Source organism: Roseovarius aquimarinus (assembly GCF_043661195.1).
In the GTDB taxonomy this organism is placed as follows: domain Bacteria; phylum Pseudomonadota; class Alphaproteobacteria; order Rhodobacterales; family Rhodobacteraceae; genus Roseovarius; species Roseovarius aquimarinus.
The window spans coordinates 525,349-541,525 of the sequence record NZ_JBIHMM010000002.1 but is presented as its reverse complement, the minus strand read 5'-3'; the positions used below and the strand labels follow the sequence as shown (position 1 = coordinate 541,525).

General features: G+C 66.0%; 16 protein-coding genes. 15 read left to right on the top strand and 1 reads right to left on the bottom strand.

Annotated elements, in window-relative coordinates; translation table 11 throughout:
* Positions 1 to 56: 56 nt before the first annotated feature.
* Entirely contained in the window at positions 57 to 2,084 is a 2,028-nt protein-coding gene (locus ACGRVM_RS10090) for a 4Fe-4S dicluster domain-containing protein (protein WP_377170273.1), read from the bottom strand.
* A gap of 122 nt (positions 2,085 to 2,206) precedes the next feature.
* On the opposite strand from ACGRVM_RS10090, the gene ACGRVM_RS10085 reads away from it, so the two are divergent.
* From ACGRVM_RS10085 to ACGRVM_RS10015, 15 genes are all read left to right on the top strand, one after another.
* Positions 2,207 to 2,920, top strand: a complete 714-nt coding sequence (locus ACGRVM_RS10085) for a biotin/lipoate--protein ligase family protein (protein WP_377170275.1) — start codon at positions 2,207 to 2,209, stop codon at positions 2,918 to 2,920.
* The gene (locus ACGRVM_RS10080; RefSeq protein ID WP_377170277.1) at positions 2,917 to 3,483 is read left to right on the top strand and encodes a DUF6505 family protein; all 567 of its coding nucleotides are present in this window, start codon (positions 2,917 to 2,919) and stop codon (positions 3,481 to 3,483) included. Before ACGRVM_RS10085 ends, ACGRVM_RS10080 begins: the two co-directional genes overlap by 4 nt.
* Positions 3,480 to 4,499 (top strand): DUF6352 family protein, encoded by a 1,020-nt coding sequence (locus tag ACGRVM_RS10075; protein ID WP_377170279.1) that lies wholly within the window; start codon positions 3,480 to 3,482, stop codon positions 4,497 to 4,499. Before ACGRVM_RS10080 ends, ACGRVM_RS10075 begins: the two co-directional genes overlap by 4 nt.
* Positions 4,499 to 5,035, top strand: a complete 537-nt coding sequence (locus ACGRVM_RS10070) for a DUF3305 domain-containing protein (protein WP_377170281.1) — start codon at positions 4,499 to 4,501, stop codon at positions 5,033 to 5,035. The genes ACGRVM_RS10075 and ACGRVM_RS10070 overlap by 1 nt, the downstream gene beginning before the upstream one ends.
* Entirely contained in the window at positions 5,032 to 5,682 is a 651-nt protein-coding gene (locus tag ACGRVM_RS10065; RefSeq protein WP_377170283.1) for a DUF3306 domain-containing protein, read from the top strand. Before ACGRVM_RS10070 ends, ACGRVM_RS10065 begins: the two co-directional genes overlap by 4 nt.
* 134 nt (positions 5,683 to 5,816) lie before the next feature.
* Positions 5,817 to 6,482 carry a TorD/DmsD family molecular chaperone gene (locus ACGRVM_RS10060; protein ID WP_377170285.1) on the top strand — a complete coding sequence of 222 codons (666 nt, stop codon included), beginning with the start codon at positions 5,817 to 5,819 and terminating at the stop codon, positions 6,480 to 6,482.
* 60 nt (positions 6,483 to 6,542) lie between these two features.
* Positions 6,543 to 6,752 carry a hypothetical protein gene (locus ACGRVM_RS10055; protein ID WP_377170288.1) on the top strand — a complete coding sequence of 70 codons (210 nt, stop codon included), beginning with the start codon at positions 6,543 to 6,545 and terminating at the stop codon, positions 6,750 to 6,752.
* A 3-nt stretch (positions 6,753 to 6,755) separates the two neighbouring features.
* Complete coding sequence (locus ACGRVM_RS10050; protein ID WP_377170290.1) at positions 6,756 to 9,716, top strand: formate dehydrogenase subunit alpha; 2,961 nt, start codon at positions 6,756 to 6,758, stop codon at positions 9,714 to 9,716.
* Between the two features lie 15 nt (positions 9,717 to 9,731).
* Positions 9,732 to 10,328 carry a formate dehydrogenase FDH3 subunit beta gene (gene fdh3B / locus ACGRVM_RS10045; RefSeq protein WP_377170292.1) on the top strand — a complete coding sequence of 199 codons (597 nt, stop codon included), beginning with the start codon at positions 9,732 to 9,734 and terminating at the stop codon, positions 10,326 to 10,328.
* A gap of 23 nt (positions 10,329 to 10,351) precedes the next feature.
* On the top strand, positions 10,352 to 11,362 hold the full coding sequence (locus tag ACGRVM_RS10040; protein ID WP_377170294.1) for a formate dehydrogenase subunit gamma: 1,011 nt from the start codon (positions 10,352 to 10,354) through the stop codon (positions 11,360 to 11,362).
* 114 nt (positions 11,363 to 11,476) lie between these two features.
* Entirely contained in the window at positions 11,477 to 12,586 is a 1,110-nt protein-coding gene (locus tag ACGRVM_RS10035) for an Mrp/NBP35 family ATP-binding protein (RefSeq protein ID WP_377170296.1), read from the top strand.
* A gap of 3 nt (positions 12,587 to 12,589) precedes the next feature.
* Positions 12,590 to 12,745, top strand: coding sequence for a hypothetical protein (locus ACGRVM_RS10030; RefSeq protein ID WP_377170298.1), 156 nt, complete (start codon positions 12,590 to 12,592; stop codon positions 12,743 to 12,745).
* Positions 12,746 to 12,765: 20 nt separating this feature from the next.
* Positions 12,766 to 13,986 (top strand): c-type cytochrome, encoded by a 1,221-nt coding sequence (locus ACGRVM_RS10025; RefSeq protein ID WP_377170301.1) that lies wholly within the window; start codon positions 12,766 to 12,768, stop codon positions 13,984 to 13,986.
* Between the two features lie 198 nt (positions 13,987 to 14,184).
* Positions 14,185 to 15,348, top strand: a complete 1,164-nt coding sequence (locus ACGRVM_RS10020; protein ID WP_377170303.1) for a tyrosine-type recombinase/integrase — start codon at positions 14,185 to 14,187, stop codon at positions 15,346 to 15,348.
* A gap of 203 nt (positions 15,349 to 15,551) precedes the next feature.
* The gene (locus tag ACGRVM_RS10015) at positions 15,552 to 15,887 is read left to right on the top strand and encodes a helix-turn-helix transcriptional regulator (protein WP_394624054.1); all 336 of its coding nucleotides are present in this window, start codon (positions 15,552 to 15,554) and stop codon (positions 15,885 to 15,887) included.
* The last annotated feature ends 290 nt before the right edge of the window (positions 15,888 to 16,177 follow it).

Sequence of the window (16,177 nt, the reverse complement as noted above, 5' to 3'; positions counted from 1 at the left end):
TTCGTCAAGATCGGCGGAAAAAGGACAGGCTGCGTCCGGTTGTCGCGCCTCGGGCCTCAGTTGAGCTTGCCGGGTGCCTCCGGCGCGGGATAATCCTTGGAGGTGCGCACCTTTCGCGGCTCGGCCCCGTGCGGATCGAAGCCTTGGGTGACGACCTCCTCGACGCGGCAATTCTCGCACATCTCGAGCATCCCAAGCCGCGCCGCGCCGCCGTCGCCGGTGAACATCCAGTGATCCGACAGCTTGGACTGGATCCGCTCGATCGCCGAGCGCGTGGCGAAGGCCGCACCGCATTTCGCGCAGCAGAACGGCTCCTCCTCGTGCAGGATGCGGCGGGGCGCGTCCCAGGCGGCGACGTCGATCTGCGGCTCGAGCGTGATCGCGTTCTCGGGGCAGGTCGCGGCGCAAAGCCCGCATTGCACGCAGGCGCTCTCGGCGAAGCGCAGCATGGGCGCGTCGGGATTGTCGAGCAGCGCGCCAGTAGGGCAGACCCCGGTGCAGGCTTGGCAGAGCGTGCAGGCCTCGGCATCGACGACGATCGCACCGAAGGGCGCACCGGCGGCGAGGGGGATCACCTCCGCAGGCTGGGGCGCGCTGCGCTGCATTTCCGCGAAGGCCGCGACGAGAAGCCCGCGCTTGTCGGCCGGGGGCAGGAAGCTCGCCGGAGCTTTGTGGAGCGGGCTCCGGGGCAGCTCGGCGAGGGCCGCTTCGAGCGCGTCGGGATCGTCGGTCTCGATCAGGCGGGCCGTTCCGTGCCCGAGCGCCTCGGCGACCTCGTTGACGAGGGTGAGCGAGGCGGCAAGGCCGTCCATATCGTGCAGGGGTTTGGCGCGGCCGAGAAGCGCGACGCCGCCCGCGCCGTAGGCCAGCGCCGCCGCCAGGATCTCGGGGCCGACTTGCGTGATCTCGTTGACGGCGAGCGGGATGACATGGGCGGGCAGGCCGCGCCCGAACCGGCCCGATGCGTCGATCAGCGGCGTGCCGTGATCGCCGTCGTGCAGCAGAACGACCGGCGCCGACTTGCCCCCCGCCGCGTGCCAAGCCTTGAGCGCTGCCCGCAGCTGAAGGACGGTGGTGTCCGGGCCGGGCAGCGCATAGGTCGCCGCGCCCGTCGGGCAGGCGGCGGCGCATTGCCCGCAGCCCGCGCAGATCGCGGGATCGATGCTGACGCTGTCGCCATCGGGCGTGATCGCGCCGGTGGGACAAAGCGGCAGGCAGCGCGTGCAGCCGGTGATGCCGTTGCGCGAATGCGCGCAGAGATCGGCGGCGAAGTCGATATAGACCGGCTTGTCGAAGGTGCCGACCATCTGGCCCGCCTCGGCCACGAGATCGGCCACGGCGCGCGGATCGCGCGGATCGGCGCGCAGATAGCCCGGCCGCAGATCATGCGCGGCGAAGAGGGGCGTGCCGCCGGTGAGGTCGATCACCAGATCGGCCCGCGAGGTCGCGCCGTCGCGCGCGCCGCCGAAGCGCAGCACCTCGCGCGACGAGGGCGCGGGCACGGCATAGCTGTCGACCGTCAGAACGAAGGCGCCCAGATGCCCGGTCGCGCCGCCGATCTTGCCTTGCAGCACCGGAAAGCGCGTCTCGCGCGGGGGCGCCACCTTGCTGCCGGGGGCGAGCAGGACCGTGATGTCGAGCTGCGATTCGAGCCGCGCGGCCACCTCGAGCGCCACCTCGTCCCGCCCGAGGATGAGCGTGACGCCCCCGCTTTCGAGCGTGGTGATGCCGAAGGGCGCGGGCGCGATCCCGGCGGCGGCGATCATCGCCGCCATCTTGGGCCCCGATGCCTTGGCCTCGGCGGTCCAGCCGGCTGTCTCGCGGATGTTCGCGAAGGCCAGCGGCACATCCGGCGCCTCGGCGCCCGCGATCTCGGCGAAGAGCGGCGCCTCCTGCGTGCAGGCGACGGTGACGGGCAATCCTTCGGCCAGGGCGGCGCGGAACGTGGCGAGATTCGCGCGGCAGAGCTGGCGCGCGGGCGCGTCGCCGCCGCAGCCCGCCTTGGCGAGCGCGGCGCCATCGGGCGCCATCGTGTCCTCGCAGGTGCAGGTCAGTATCGTGCGGCTGGCACTTGGCTGGCTCATCGGTTTCTCGCTGGCTGAGATGTTGCGTTGCGGCGCCCGCTGCGGCGGCCGGTCGCCCTTGCGGCGCGGGGCGGGATCCTTATACTCCCCGCATTCATCTTCATGTGCAAGGATGCGTTCGAGTGCTGGATCAAAATGCCGCCCCGCGCGCCCTCGTCCTGCCGCCGCCCTACACGGCCCATTGGCTGGCCGGCGGGGACGCTTTCGCCGAGGCGCAGCGCCTCGCGCCCGAGCATGGCGCGGGCTTGCTCGTGTGGCACCTCTCGACGGGCGAAGGCCGCGCCGGGCGTCTCGATTTCGCCGTGGTGCTCGAGCCGGAGACGCCGCTCGTCGAGGCGCGCCGCGCGTTCCTCATCGGCATGGTGGCCCTGTCCGAGGCGATCTCCGCCCATTGCCCGCCCGAGCGCGCCGTGACCTTCGGCTGGCCTGGGCAGGTGCTCTTCGACGGGGGCAAGCTGGGCGGGATGCGTTTCGCCTCGGCGCCCGTCCTGGGCGAGGCGGATGTGCCGGACTGGATGGTGCTCGGCGCCGAGTTGATCGCGGACCGCAATCATCTGGCGATGCCGGGCAGCATGCCCGGCTCGGTCTCTCTCGAGGAGGAGGGGTTCGCCGATCCCGCGGCCATCGTCGAGAGCTTCGCGGCCTATCTCATGCTCAATTTCGACCGCTGGACGCATGACGGCTTCGCCTCCGTCGCCGCGCGCTATGCCGCAGCGATCGGCCCGGAGGCCGCCATCGACGAAAGCGGCGCGCTCGTGCGCGAGGGGAGCACGGCGCCGCTGGCCGAAGCTGTGACCGAGACGCCGTGGCGGGATGCGGAGGGGCCGACCCTGTGATCCGCCTGCCGCGCACCATTCGCCTCGATCGTTCGGACGAGGTGATCTTCGCGCCGGCTGCCGCGCCCGGCGAATGGGCCGTGCCGGGCACATTCCTTTTCGCGGGCCGCGATCCCGAGACGCTGAGCCGCAAGGAGCGTGTCGCCTTGCGCTCGGGATTTCTGGGAATCGAGAGTTTCGGCTGGTCCACGCTGGTCACCGTCAGCCTCGTGCGGCGCGAGGATCGGGACGCCGCCGTCGCGGCGCTGGCTGCGCAGCTTGTGGCGCATCTGGGCGCGCCCGGCATCGAGGTCGCCATGCCCGCCGCCGAGGAGGAGCTTGCGCTGGCCGAGGATCTTTGCCGGGGCCATGCGGAGGGGACCCTGATCGCGCTGCATCGCAGCCATGAGGAAGGCGCGCTGCGCGAGCGGTTCCGCACGCTCAAGCCGCGAGACGAGACGGCCTTTTCGGCCGGCTATCTCGGCGGGCATGACAAGGCGTTTCACTTTGTCGAAACGGATGAGGACGAGGGCGAAGACGTGGTCGATCTGCGCGGGCTCGCCGAAGGGAGCGGAACGAGATGAGGGAATTCTGGGTCGCCTCGGGCCACCATCTGACGCGCCTCGATGATGCGGGGCGCATGCTGGTCACGGACGAGCTTATTCTCGCGTGGCTCGCCCGCCCCGAGATCCTGCCCCCGCCCGAGGCCTGCGCCGCCGAGCGCGCGCTCCATGCGCGGCTTCTCGCGTCGCCCCGTGCGCCGGTTCCTGCGCTCGATCTGGCGAACATGAAGGATGCGGATGCGCGCGAGAACTGGGGTTTCCTGCTGGCGATGCGCGATGCGCTTCTGAGGGCGGGCACGATCGAGGCGGGCTATCTCGATCTGGTGCGCAGCCGCACCGTGCTGCCGCATCTCTTCTACGACCAGCTTGTGCAGCTGATCCTGCGCAACGCGCTCGACGGGTGCGAGGACGTGCATGTGCTGCGCGCCGCCGAGATGTTCTTCCGCCCGCAATGCGGCTACCTGCACGAAGGCGCGCTCATGTTGGCCGATGACGAGCTGGTGACCGAACTCAAGGACCAGCAGCACAGCAACCCCCTCTTCGCGATGATGAACGGCGGCGTGGAGGAGCTGGACATTCTCGGGGACGGCAACGCCTGGACCTATTGGAGCCGGTCGGACGCGCATTCGATGGTGCTCCCCTTCGGCGCGGACCCCAAGGCGCGGGCGGGGCTGGCGGAGGCGATTGCGCGCTTCGTCCATCACCTGCTCGGCCGCCGCGTGAGGGTGAGCGCGATGACCGAAGCGCCCGACGTGGACCTGCGCTGGTATGTCGGTCTCGATCCGGTGGGCACGACCATCGGCAACGCGCTTTGGAAGGGCGAGACGCCGCCCGCCGCGCTCGTCGGGCTTTTCGCGCTGCAGTTCGAGAGCGCCGAAGGCGTGCTGCCGGGGGTGGCGGGTGCGCCTGTGCATCTGATGATGGGGCTTGACGGCTCGAACGTGATCCGGCTCAAGCCGCAGAACCTCGTGACCGGCCTGCCGCTCGCGGGCGAGGGCGATGCCGGAGCCATGCCGGCTGCGATGGGGTCGGCCTGATGCCGCGCGACGTCTTTCGCGTCGCCGTGGTGGGCGTCTCGCATCCGCCGGCGAACAAATGGGCGCGGCGCAGCCTGCGGCCCGCCGCGATCCTCGCCGCCATCCCCGCGCTCGAGCGCGGCAGCGTAATGACCGAGCAGGGCGAGGTACTGAGCGTCTATCTCGGGGATTTTTCGGTGCAGCTCCATTCGGGCGAGACATCGCATTACTTCGACAATCTCTCCGCCGCGCAGCCGTCGCTCTGGGTGGCGATGGACGGGGCCGAGGTCAAGCTCGTGACCGCCGATCCCTACGAGGGCGAGGCGCTGGCGAGCGATCCCGAGCGCGTCGTCGAGGCGCTGGCCATGCCGCCCGCGATCATGGCGCGCGTGCGCTCCTTCGCCGAGGCGCATCACAAGCAGGAGACCTTTCACAAGCGCCGCCGCAGCGCCGCGATGCCCGACGAGGATCCGCGTGCGCCCCGCATTCTCTCGGAAGAGGACAAATGGGTCACGTCCCGGGGCAAGGCGGGCCTGCCGCCCAAGGCGCCGCGATGAGCGGCTCGGACGAAACCCGCGAGGGCGGCTTTTTCAGCGGCTGGTCGCGGCGCAAGCTCGCGGCCAAGCGCGAAGAGGCGCGGCAGGCGCGCCCGCCCGAAGACGAGGCCCCGGAGGAGGCCGAGGCGCGCGCCGCGCTTGAGGAGGCATCCCGCGAAGAGGCGCTGGACGAAGAGGCCATCGCGGCGCTCCCCTCGCTCGACAGCCTGAAGGCGGGCAGCGATATCAAGCCTTTCCTCGCGCCGGGTATCCCGGCCAAGCTCAAGAACGCGGCGCTGCGCCGGATGTGGTCGGTAACGCCCGGCGTGCGCGACTATTCCGATCCCGCCGTGGATTACGCCTGGGACTGGAACGCGCCGGGCGGGGTGCCCGGCGGAGGCGGCGCCCTGACTGAGACGGGCGTCGCGCGCATGGTGAAGGATCTGATCGGCGGCAAACCCGAGGCCGAAGCGATCGCCGACGCGCCGCAAGGCGAAGCCGAGGACGAGGAGACGCTCGAGATCGCCGAGGCCGAGCCTGCGGAGCCGCCGGAAGCCGTGCGCCGCTCGGCGCCGGCCAAAGCTTCCGAAGACGAGCGCAAGACGCCCGCGCGCGAGGTCGCACAGGCGACGCAGCCGCGGCGTCATGGTGGCGCGGTGCCGGAATAGGCCCGAAATCCCGGGAAAAACGCGCGTTCTTATGCGACGAATTTGCGCATTCGATACGTCCGTGCACAATTGCGTACTAGAAATTTACATGCTACGCTTTACTACTTTCTACGAAATCTGATCCTGGAGACGTCATGTCGTTCAGCGCCAGCCCGGCCAAGGCCGAGCCAGCCAATTCGGACTATAATGCGCTACGAGCACAGCAATGGGGCTTGATCGCAGGGCTTTTGTCCGCGCCGCCCTCCTCCGGGGATCTCGAGGCACTTGCCGGCCTGACCGGCGATGAAACCGCTCTGGGCCAGGCCTATGCCGCGCTCGCCCGCGCCGCAGCGGACGCCTCCGCGAAGGATGTCGAGCGCGAGTTTTTCGAGCTTTTCATCGGTGTCGGTCGCGGTGAGCTTCTGCCTTACGCGTCCTTCTATCTCACGGGCTTTCTCAACGAGCGTCCGCTGGCCGATCTGCGCCGCGATCTCGCCGCGATGGGCATTGCGCGGGCCGATGGCCGGCACGAGCCGGAGGACCACATGGCCAGCCTCGCCGAGGTGATGGCCGGGCTTGCGCGCGGCGAGTTCGACGCGAGCGTCCTGGGCTGCGGCGCGGCCGGCGAGGCGGGGTTCTACGCCCGCCATCTCGAACCGTGGGCCGCGCAATTCTTCGACGATCTGGCGGTGTCGCCGAGCGCGCGCTTCTATCGCAACGTGGCCGAAATCGGCCGCATCTTCACCGATATCGAAACACGGGGCTTCGCGCTCGAGGCCGCGTCGCATCGCGCGCCCGCGGCGTCGGGTGCCCGCAACTGACAACGGGAATGTCCCCCGCCGGATGGATGACCGGCCGAGGGACGTGAAAGGGAGGACTACATGGCCGATACTGACAAGAAGCAAAATGGCATAGGGCGTCGCGGGTTCTTCGGCGTCGCCGCCGCAGCGGCCGCGACCGGCGCGATCGCCGGTGGCGCGCGTCCCGTCATGGCCGAGGAGACGGGCGACGAGCGCACCAAGGCGCGCTATCAGGAGACCGAGCACGTCCAGGCCTTCTATCGCACCAACCGTTACTATCAGGGGTCGTGAGCCATGCTTATCAAGCGTAGAACATCCGAAACCACGCGCGGCGGCCTTGCCGCCTTCGCTCAGGGCGTGGCCGCCAAGCCCGTGGATCGCCGCAGCTTCCTGCGCACCTCCGGTCTCGCTGTCGGGGGCCTTGCCGCCATCGGCACGCTGGGCGCCGGAACCGTGCGCCGCGCCGAGGCCGGCATGACCGATCCGGCTCAGCCGGTCGAGATCAAGACCAACATCTGCACGCATTGCTCGGTCGGCTGCACGGTCAAGGCCGAAGTGCAGAACGGCGTCTGGGTGGGGCAGGAGCCCGCGTGGAAAAGCCCGATCAACCGCGGCACGCATTGCGCCAAGGGCGCATCGGTGCGCGAGATCGTCCACGGCGACCGCCGCCTGAAATACCCGATGAAGAAAGAGAACGGCGAGTGGGTCCGCATCTCCTGGGATCAGGCGATCGAGGAGATCGGCGACAAGATGCTCTCGATCCGCGAGAAGAGCGGGGCCGACAGTGCCTATCTGCTCGGCTCGGCCAAGATGTCGAACGAGGGCGCGTATCTCTTCCGCAAGTTCGCGGCCTTCTGGGGCACGAACAACGTCGATCACCAGGCGCGAATCTGCCACTCGACGACTGTTGCGGGTGTGGCGAATACATGGGGCTACGGCGCCATGACCAACAGCTACAACGACATCCGCAACTCCAAGACGATCATCTTCATGGGCTCGAACGCCGCCGAGGCGCATCCCGTCTCGTTGCAGCACATCCTGACCGGCAAGGAGACGAACCGCGCGAACGTCATCGTGATCGACCCGCGTTTCACCCGCACGGCGGCCCATGCGACGGATTACATCCGCATGCGTTCGGGCACGGATATCGCCATCATCTGGGGTATCATGTGGCACATCTTCGAGAACGGCTGGGAGGATCAGGAATACCTTGACCAGCGCGTCTGGGGGATGGATCAGATCCGCGAGCAGGTCAAGAATTACGCCCCCGCCGAGGTCGAGCGCATCACCGGCATTCCCGAGGCGCAGCTGCGCCGCGTCGCCGAGACCTTCGCGACCCAGCGCCCCTCGACCTTCATCTGGTGCATGGGCGGCACGCAGCACACGGTCGGCACGGCCAACGTGCGCACCTATTGCAACCTGCTGCTGGCCACGGGCAACGTCGGCTCGGTCGGCACCGGCGCCAACATCTTCCGCGGCCACTGCAACGTGCAGGGCGCCACGGATTTCGGCCTCGATATCGGCTCGCTGCCTTGCTACTACGGCCTGTCCGAAGGCGGCTGGAAGCATTGGAGCCGCGTCTGGGACGTCAGCTATGACTATCTTCAGTCGCGCTTCGACGAAGTGCCGGCCAAGGGTGGGCGCGATGCGCGTGACCGCAAGGCCAACATGGAAATGGCGGGCATCCCGTCGACCCGCTGGTTCGACGCCACCACGCTCGATGCGGAGGAGGTCGATCAGCGCGACAACGTGAAGGCGATGATCGTCTTCGGCCATGGCGGCAACACGGTTCCGCGCATGGGCGACAGCCTCAAGGGGATGAACGCGCTCGACCTGCTGGTCGTCGCGGACCCGCACCCCACCACCTTCGCCGCGCTGCATGACCGCACGGACGACACCTATCTTCTGCCGATCTCGACCCAGTTCGAGTGCAGCGGAAGCCGCACGGCGTCGAACCGCTCGGTCCAGTGGGGCGAGAAAGTGGTCGAGCCGATCTTCGAGAGCGACAACGACTATGCGGTGATCTACCGCCTCGCGCAGAAGCTCGGTTTCGCGGAAGACATGTTCAAGCCCTACGAGATGGTGCAGGGCAAGTTCTCGATGGAGCCGACGCCCGAGTCGATCCTGCGCGAGATCAACCGCGGCGGCTGGTCCACCGGCTATACCGGCCAGAGCCCCGAGCGTCTCAAGGCGCATATGGCGAACCAGGAGAAGTTCGATCTGGTCACGCTGCGCGCGCCCAAGGACGATGCCGAGGTGGGCGGCGACTATTACGGTCTGCCGTGGCCCTGCTGGGGCACGCCCGAGTTCAAGCATCCGGGCACGCATATCCTTTATAATCCGAACATCCCGGTCAAGGATGGCGGCGGCGCCTTCCGGCCCCGCTTCGGCCTCGACCGCGATGGCGAGACGCTTCTGGCCGAGGGCAGCTACCCGGTCGGATCGGATATCGAGGACGGCTATCCGCAGTTCACTTACGGCATCCTCCAGACGCTGGGCTGGGATGGCGATCTCACCGCGGAAGAGCTTGCGACGATCGAGCGGATCGGCGGCGGCGATCCCGAGAAGATGGCCGAAGTAAGCTGGTCCACCGATCTTTCGGGCGGCATCCAGCGTGTCGCGATCGAGCATGGCTGCGTGCCCTTCGGCAACGGCAAGGCACGCGCCGTGGCGTGGAACCTGCCCGACCCGATCCCGGTCCACCGCGAGCCGATCTATTCGCCGCGTCCGGACCTCGTGGCCGATTACCCGACGCCGGAGGACGGGCGCCAGTTCCGCGTCCCGAACGTCGGCTTCTCGATGCAGGCCTCGGCGGTCGAGCGCAAACTGTCGGAAAGCTTCCCGATCGTTCTGACCTCGGGCCGCCTCGTGGAATACGAGGGCGGCGGCGAGGAAACCCGCTCGAACCCGTGGCTGGCCGAATTGCAGCAGGACATGTTCGTCGAGATCAACCCGGCCGATGCGTCGGCGCGGGGGATCACCGATGGCGGATGGGTCTGGGTCAAGGGCCCCGAGAACGACAGCAAGGCCCGCGTCAAAGCGCTGGTGACCGAGCGCGTGGCCGAGGGTGTGGCCTTCATGCCCTTCCACTTCGCGGGCTGGTTCCAGGGCGTCGATCAGCGGGGCAACTACCCCGCCGGCACTGACCCGATCGTGCTGGGCGAGAGCGTGAACGCGATCACGTCCTACGGCTATGATCCGGTGACGGGCATGCATGAAGGCAAGGTCACGCTTTGCCAAATCGAAGCGGCATAAGGGAGGATACAACAAATGGCACGTATGAAATTCCTGTGCGACGCGGATCGCTGCATCGAGTGCAACGCCTGCGTCACCGCTTGCAAGAACGAGCACGAGGTGCCGTGGGGCATCAACCGGCGCCGGGTCGTCACGATCAATGACGGCCTGCCGGGCGAGCGTTCGGTCTCGATGGCCTGCATGCACTGCACCGATGCGCCCTGCGCCGCGGTCTGCCCGGTCGATTGCTTCTACACCACCGCCGATGGCGTGGTCCTGCACTCCAAGGACACCTGCATCGGCTGCGGCTATTGCTTCTACGCGTGCCCCTTCGGCGCGCCGCAATATCCCAAGGTCGGCAACTTCGGCACGCGCGGCAAGATGGACAAGTGCACTTATTGCGCCGGCGGCCCCGAAGAGGACATGACGGAGGCGGAATACGTCAAGTACGGCACCAACCGTCTTGCCGAGGGCAAATTGCCCCTCTGTGCCGAGATGTGCTCGACCAAGGCCCTGCTTGCAGGCGATGGCGACATCATCGCGGAAATCTACAAGGAACGCGTCGTGACCCGCGGCTACGGCTCGGGTGCATGGGGCTGGCGCACCGCCTATGGCGACACGGTCGCGACATGAGCGGGGGGATGAGGAACATGACTATGAAAACCGTTTGGACACATCTCTGCGGCGCTCTCGCCATCACGATGCTGCTGGCCTTTACCGGTGCCCCCGGCGCCAATGCCCAGCAGGTGAATCCGACCAACGAGGCCGTCTCGGAAGAGGCGCTCTTCCAGCAGCTTCAGGCCGGACAAAGCGTTTCGGGCCGCGTCTCGATCCCCGATGATGGCGCCGCTGGCCTCATCAAGCCGGACAACAAGGGATGGGCCGCGACCCATACCGGCACCGTGCGCACGCTGAGCATCGCCGCGATCGTGGCCGCGATCGTCGTGCTGGGCGCCTTCTACCTGATCCGGGGCCGTATCCGCATCGATGCGGGCCGGTCGGGCATCCGCATCCTGCGCTTCTCGGCCTTCGAGCGGTTCTCGCACTGGCTCATGGCCGGCTCGTTCATCGTGCTGGCACTGACGGGTCTCAACCTCGTCCTCGGCCGCATGATCGTGCTGCCGTGGCTGGGAGAAGGCGCGTTCTCGACGCTCACGACCTGGGGCAAGATCTCGCACAACTATGTCGCCTGGGCCTTCATGCTGGGCCTGATCCTGTCCTTCCTCGTCTGGGTCGCGCACAACATCCCCGACAAGGTCGACGCCAATTGGATCAAGCAGGGCGGCGGACTTCTGTCTTCGGGCAATCATCCGCCCGCCAAGAAGTTCAACGCCGGTCAGAAGATCATCTTCTGGGCCGTCACCCTCGGCGGTGCCGCGCTCTCCTTCACCGGCGTCATGATGCTCTTCCCGGCGCTGACCGGCGGCGAGGCCGACTGGCAGCTCTATCAGCTGATCCACGGCATCGTGTCCGCCGTGCTCTCCTTCGTCATCATCGCGCATATCTATATCGGCTCCGTCGGCATGGAAGGCGCGTTCGATGCGATGGGTTCCGGCGAGGTCGATCTGAACTGGGCCAAGGAGCACCATTCGCTCTGGGTCGATGAAGTGAAGGCCGATCCGAACCGCGATATTCCGCCGGCCAAAGGCACTCAGCCGGCCGAGTGAGTCACATCATCGGGGGCGTCCGGGCGCGAAAGTGCCGGGCGCCCCTTTTCCATTCTCGCCGCCGATGGGACGGGGGCGAGGGGCATCCGCAAGAATGGAAAGACCACCGGGCTCATGCGTGACGATCCGATCCTGACAGCCGCGCGACAGGCGCTGGCCGGGCTCGCCCTGCCGGGCGGTGCCCCGCTTCTGGACGCACCCGAGGTTTCGGGCCCGGTCCTCGCGGGCGGACGGCTGAGCCTGTCGATCACCACCACAGCCGACGCGGCCCCCGGCCTCGCCGCCCTGCGCGCCGAGGCCGAGACCGCGCTGCGCGGCGTGCCGGGCGCGAGCGGCGCCGTCGTCACCCTCACCGGCGAAAAACCGGCCCCGCCCAATCTTTCGCGCCCCGCCGCTTCCAAACCCGCCGCCGCGCCCGCGCGGACCCTTGCGGGCGTGCGCCATGTGGTCGCCGTCGCCTCGGGCAAGGGCGGCGTGGGCAAATCGACCACTGCCGTCAATCTCGCTCTCGGTCTGCGCGCGCTCGGCCTGCGGGTCGGCATTCTCGATGCCGATATCCACGGGCCTTCGCTGCCGACGCTCCTCGGCCTTCATGGCCGCCCCCGCATGGGCAAGGATCGCAAGCTTCTGCCGATGCAATCGAACGGTCTGGCCGCCATGTCCATGGGCCTCATGGTCGATGCCGAGACGGCGATGGTCTGGCGCGGGCCGATGGTCATGTCGGCCATCACGCAGATGATATCCGATGTCGACTGGGGCACGCTCGACGTGCTCGTCGTGGACATGCCGCCCGGCACGGGCGACGCCCAGCTTGCGATCTCGCAGGGCACGAACCTGTCCGGTGCCGTGATCGTCTCGACCCCGCAGGACCTCGCGCTCATCGATGCGCGGCGCGGGATCACGATGTTTCGCAAGGTGGATGTGCCGATCCTCGGCCTCATCGAGAACATGGCACATTTCATCTGCCCCGATTGCGGGTCTGAGCATGCGATTTTCGGCACCGGCGGCGCGGCGGCCGAGGCGAAGCGCCTCGGCGTGCCCTATCTCGGCGCCGTGCCCCTCACGATGGAGCTGCGCGCCGCCTCGGATGCGGGCCGGCCCATCACCGCCCGCGAGCCCGACGGCACGCTCGGGCGTATCTACACCGACATTGCGCGTGAGGTCTGGACGGGCCTCGACGCGCAAGGTGCCACCCCACGACACGCAAACATGCAAGGAGCCTGAAGAATGAAAGCCTTTCTCACCGCCTCGGTCGTCGCCATCGTCATCGCCATCGGCGCGTCCTTCCTTCTGAACGATCAGTTCCAGACCGATAGCCAGACCGCCTTCACCACCGAGGGCGTGCGCCTCTCGACCGGCGAGGGCGAGACCGCGTCCTACTGATCCGGGCGCGGGCGCAGACGATGCTCAGGCCCGCGGCTCCGGCGCTTGCGCTGATCCTCGCGCTTGCCGCGCCCGCGGCGGCGCAGGATCTGCGCGGGCATGGCGGGCCTGTCCGCGCGCTCGCCGTGGGCGAGGACGGCCTCGTCTATAGCGGCTCCTTCGATACGCGCGCGATCCTCTGGGACGGCGCCACAGCCGCACGCATCACCCGCCACCACACCGGCGCCGTCACGGCCATCCTGCCGCTGCCAGAGGGGCGCTTCGCGACCGGCGGCCAGGACGGCGTCGTGGCGATCTGGGGCGACGGCCTCGTGACGCTTCACTCGGAAGAGCTTCACCCCATGCCCGTCGCCGCTCTCGCAGCGTGGGAGGGCGGGCTTGCCTCGGGCGGCTGGGACGGGCGTATCGCGCTCTGGTCCGGGGCGGAGCCGCCGCGCTTCATAGACGCGCATGAGGGGCAGATCACCGGCCTCGTGGCCTTCGAGGGCGGCCTCGCCAGTACGGGCGCCGATCTTTCCTTGCGGCTCTGGGACGCGTCCGGCGCGCCCGGCGCGCGCATCGGGCTGGCCGCGCCCGTCTCGAGCCTTGCGACCGACGGGCGCGCGTTCTTCCTCGCCTCGCCCGACGGCACGTTGCGCCGCATCGCGCCGGACGGCAGCGGCCCCGAGGCCGCCTTGTCGGATCGCCCGCTTCTGTCGGTGGCCGCCGCCGAGGGTCTGCTGGCCGCCGGGGACATGACCGGGACGCTCAGAATCATCGCGCCCGAGACGCTCGAGGTCCTGGCCGAGATCGAGACAGGGCAAGGCCCGCTCTGGACGCTTGCGATCACGCCGGAGGCGATCCTCAGCGGGGGCAATGACGGGCTCATTCGGCGCTGGAGCCACGCGGGCGCGCCGCTCGGCACCGGACCGGCCGCGCCCGAGACCACGCTCGTCAGTCCGCGCGGCGCCGAGGTGTTCCGTGCCTGCGCGGTCTGCCACACGCTCACGCCCGACGACGGCGCGCGCGCCGGCCCGACATTGCACGGCATCTTCGGGCGGCGCATCGCGACGGCGCCCGGCTATGACTATTCGCCCGCCTTGCGCGAGATGGATATCGTCTGGACGCCCGAGACCGTTTCGGAACTCTTCGAATTCGGCCCCGAAGCCTACACCCCCGGCAGCCGCATGCCCGAACAGCGCATCCCGAGCGCCGAAGACCGCGCGGAGCTTATGAAATTTCTGCAGACCGCGACCCGGTGAGGGCGGTGCATGGGTTGTGCTAATGGCGGAGGAAAGTGGCAGCCCGTAGGTCTACCTTTAGCATATCCACCTTGATCTTAGTTTCTTTATTATCTTCCTGAATTCGCTCCATGAATTGACTGAATTCCTCACCGTGAATATCGCTCTGTCCCAACAGGTCCAACGCTCAGTGTTGGTATAAATGTTGGGAGAGGTCAGATGCCAAAACTGTCTAAACGCCGCGTGGACACCGTTAAGGAGCCGGGGTTTTATGGTGATGGAGACGGGCTATACCTCTCTGTTAAACCCTCCGGCTCAAAGTCTTGGGTATTGCGAACAGTGGTTTTGGGTCGGCGCAGGGACATTGGCATCGGTTCGTCTGTGCTTGTGTCGCTGGCCGACGCTAGAGACAAAGCACGCGAACTAAGAAAGGTTGCGCGAGACGGGGGCGATCCTTTAGCCGAGCGCAACAAGAAGGCGCTCACATTTGGGGAGGCGGCTCAAGAATACCATCGAATAATAGCGGCGTCTTTCAGCAGTGAGAAACATGGACGCCTTTGGCTATCGGGGCTGAGAATACATGCTTTCCCTGTTCTTGGTGATCTGCCCCTCGAACATGTATGCGTAGCAGACGTCCGAAAGGTCTTGGAGCCAATCTGGCAAACAAATTACGAAACAGCGCGACGGATAAGACAGCGGATTGAAGCAATATTCGATTGGGCAAAGGCAGAGGGGCATTTCACCGGTGAGAACCCAAGTGTCGGTGTGAAGAGGGTGCTCAAGCCACAACGCCGTAACCCAACTCACCATGCAGCACTGCCTTGGACAGAGCTTCCAGCGTTCTACGAGGCTCTCACTGAACGGGAAAGCACAGCCGCACTTGCTCTCCGTTTCATTATTCTGACGACAAGCCGATCACGTGAGGTTCGAGAAGCTAGGTGGTTAGAGCTTGATGGGAATGTCTGGACCATCCCCTCAGACCGAGCGAAGACGCGAAAACCGCACCGCGTCCCACTTTCTGCGGAATGCATCAAAATCTTAGAGCAGGTAAGCGGCCTTGATGACGACCTGATTTTCCCTAGCGTTCGGTATCGCGGAACGCGGGGAAGCCGCCCACTGTCAGTGAACGCATTTCGAGCGCTTTATAGTCGTATGGGGCAGGTGGGTCTGACGACGCATGGCTTTCGATCAACATTTAGAGATTGGTGCAGCGAGAAGGCGGGGGTTTCTCGTGAAGTTGCTGAGGCGGCTCTAGCCCACTCCCTCGGTGAGGTGGAACGGGCTTACCGTCGGTCTGATCTGTTTAATCTCAGGTCCGAGCTAATGGACCAATGGTCTGACTACGTCCTATCGAACCGGTTAGGTGATTCTAGCAATCGGTAGCCCACACGCGAGCAAAAGCTCCTAAAAACCTGTCTCCTCATGAACTTCAACGCACGGAAAATTTGCGTAAAGGCAGTTCTTGTAATCATGGGCCTAGAAAAACAATCTAAAAATGCCCTTAGATTCATGGCAATAAAAGGAGACTCCTAAATTTTCTCATATTGATTGCACGAGTTACATTTCTGAAAAACTTAGCTTTTGAAATGTGTTCAAATATCTGCAAGCTTAAAGGGACATCACAGATTTGGTGGGAAAACTTAGTGAGCGAAAATGGGGATAAGCCAATGCCAGAAAACTTCATCAATATCGACGAACTCTGCAAACGCCTTAATTGCGCAACATCCACCATATACCGCTGGATTGAACAAGGGCATTTTCCCCGGCCAATCAAGATTGGTGGCATGGCTCGTTGGAGTGAGGGTGACTATGACGGCTTTGTTCAAGAAGCAGTACAGAGACGGAATGACGCTGGACTACGACCAAGGTCAGTTCGTCGCGGTCGGCCTACCCACTCGCGAAACCCTCACAAGAAGAAGTAAATCTTTCAATTTCTAAAACCTACTAAGCCCCCGTATCTCTTTAGTTGGAAAAAACTTGGGCAGTAAATCGGATACGACATAACAAACTAATAGTTTAGCGCATCGACAAACTGTTCCCAGCTCGGAACTGCTAGAAACTTTCAGCATAACGAATCCATCCTTAAGTAGATGAATTATAAAGATAAACCTTGGAAACCCGTTGCATGGTTGGAAATGCTAGGGTCGCCCAGCCCAACGGAGTAGAGCGCCGGTGAATGTGTGTAGAAAAAACAACGTGTTAGATGGAAGCT

Excerpts from the sequence above, each read along its gene's own strand:
- ACGRVM_RS10090 (WP_377170273.1), bottom strand. The coding sequence starts at position 2,084 with ATGAGCCAGCCAAGTGCCAGCCGCACGATACTGACCTGCACCTGCGAG.
- ACGRVM_RS10075 (WP_377170279.1), top strand. The coding sequence starts at position 3,480 with ATGAGGGAATTCTGGGTCGCCTCGGGCCACCATCTGACGCGCCTCGAT.
- ACGRVM_RS10070 (WP_377170281.1), top strand. The coding sequence starts at position 4,499 with ATGCCGCGCGACGTCTTTCGCGTCGCCGTGGTGGGCGTCTCGCATCCG.
- ACGRVM_RS10065 (WP_377170283.1), top strand. The coding sequence starts at position 5,032 with ATGAGCGGCTCGGACGAAACCCGCGAGGGCGGCTTTTTCAGCGGCTGG.
- ACGRVM_RS10060 (WP_377170285.1), top strand. The coding sequence starts at position 5,817 with ATGTCGTTCAGCGCCAGCCCGGCCAAGGCCGAGCCAGCCAATTCGGAC.
- ACGRVM_RS10055 (WP_377170288.1), top strand. The coding sequence starts at position 6,543 with ATGGCCGATACTGACAAGAAGCAAAATGGCATAGGGCGTCGCGGGTTC.
- ACGRVM_RS10050 (WP_377170290.1), top strand. The coding sequence starts at position 6,756 with ATGCTTATCAAGCGTAGAACATCCGAAACCACGCGCGGCGGCCTTGCC.
- fdh3B (WP_377170292.1), top strand. The coding sequence starts at position 9,732 with ATGGCACGTATGAAATTCCTGTGCGACGCGGATCGCTGCATCGAGTGC.
- ACGRVM_RS10040 (WP_377170294.1), top strand. The coding sequence starts at position 10,352 with ATGAAAACCGTTTGGACACATCTCTGCGGCGCTCTCGCCATCACGATG.
- ACGRVM_RS10035 (WP_377170296.1), top strand. The coding sequence starts at position 11,477 with ATGCGTGACGATCCGATCCTGACAGCCGCGCGACAGGCGCTGGCCGGG.
- ACGRVM_RS10030 (WP_377170298.1), top strand. The coding sequence starts at position 12,590 with ATGAAAGCCTTTCTCACCGCCTCGGTCGTCGCCATCGTCATCGCCATC.
- ACGRVM_RS10025 (WP_377170301.1), top strand. The coding sequence starts at position 12,766 with ATGCTCAGGCCCGCGGCTCCGGCGCTTGCGCTGATCCTCGCGCTTGCC.
- ACGRVM_RS10020 (WP_377170303.1), top strand. The coding sequence starts at position 14,185 with ATGCCAAAACTGTCTAAACGCCGCGTGGACACCGTTAAGGAGCCGGGG.
- ACGRVM_RS10015 (WP_394624054.1), top strand. The coding sequence starts at position 15,552 with ATGTGTTCAAATATCTGCAAGCTTAAAGGGACATCACAGATTTGGTGG.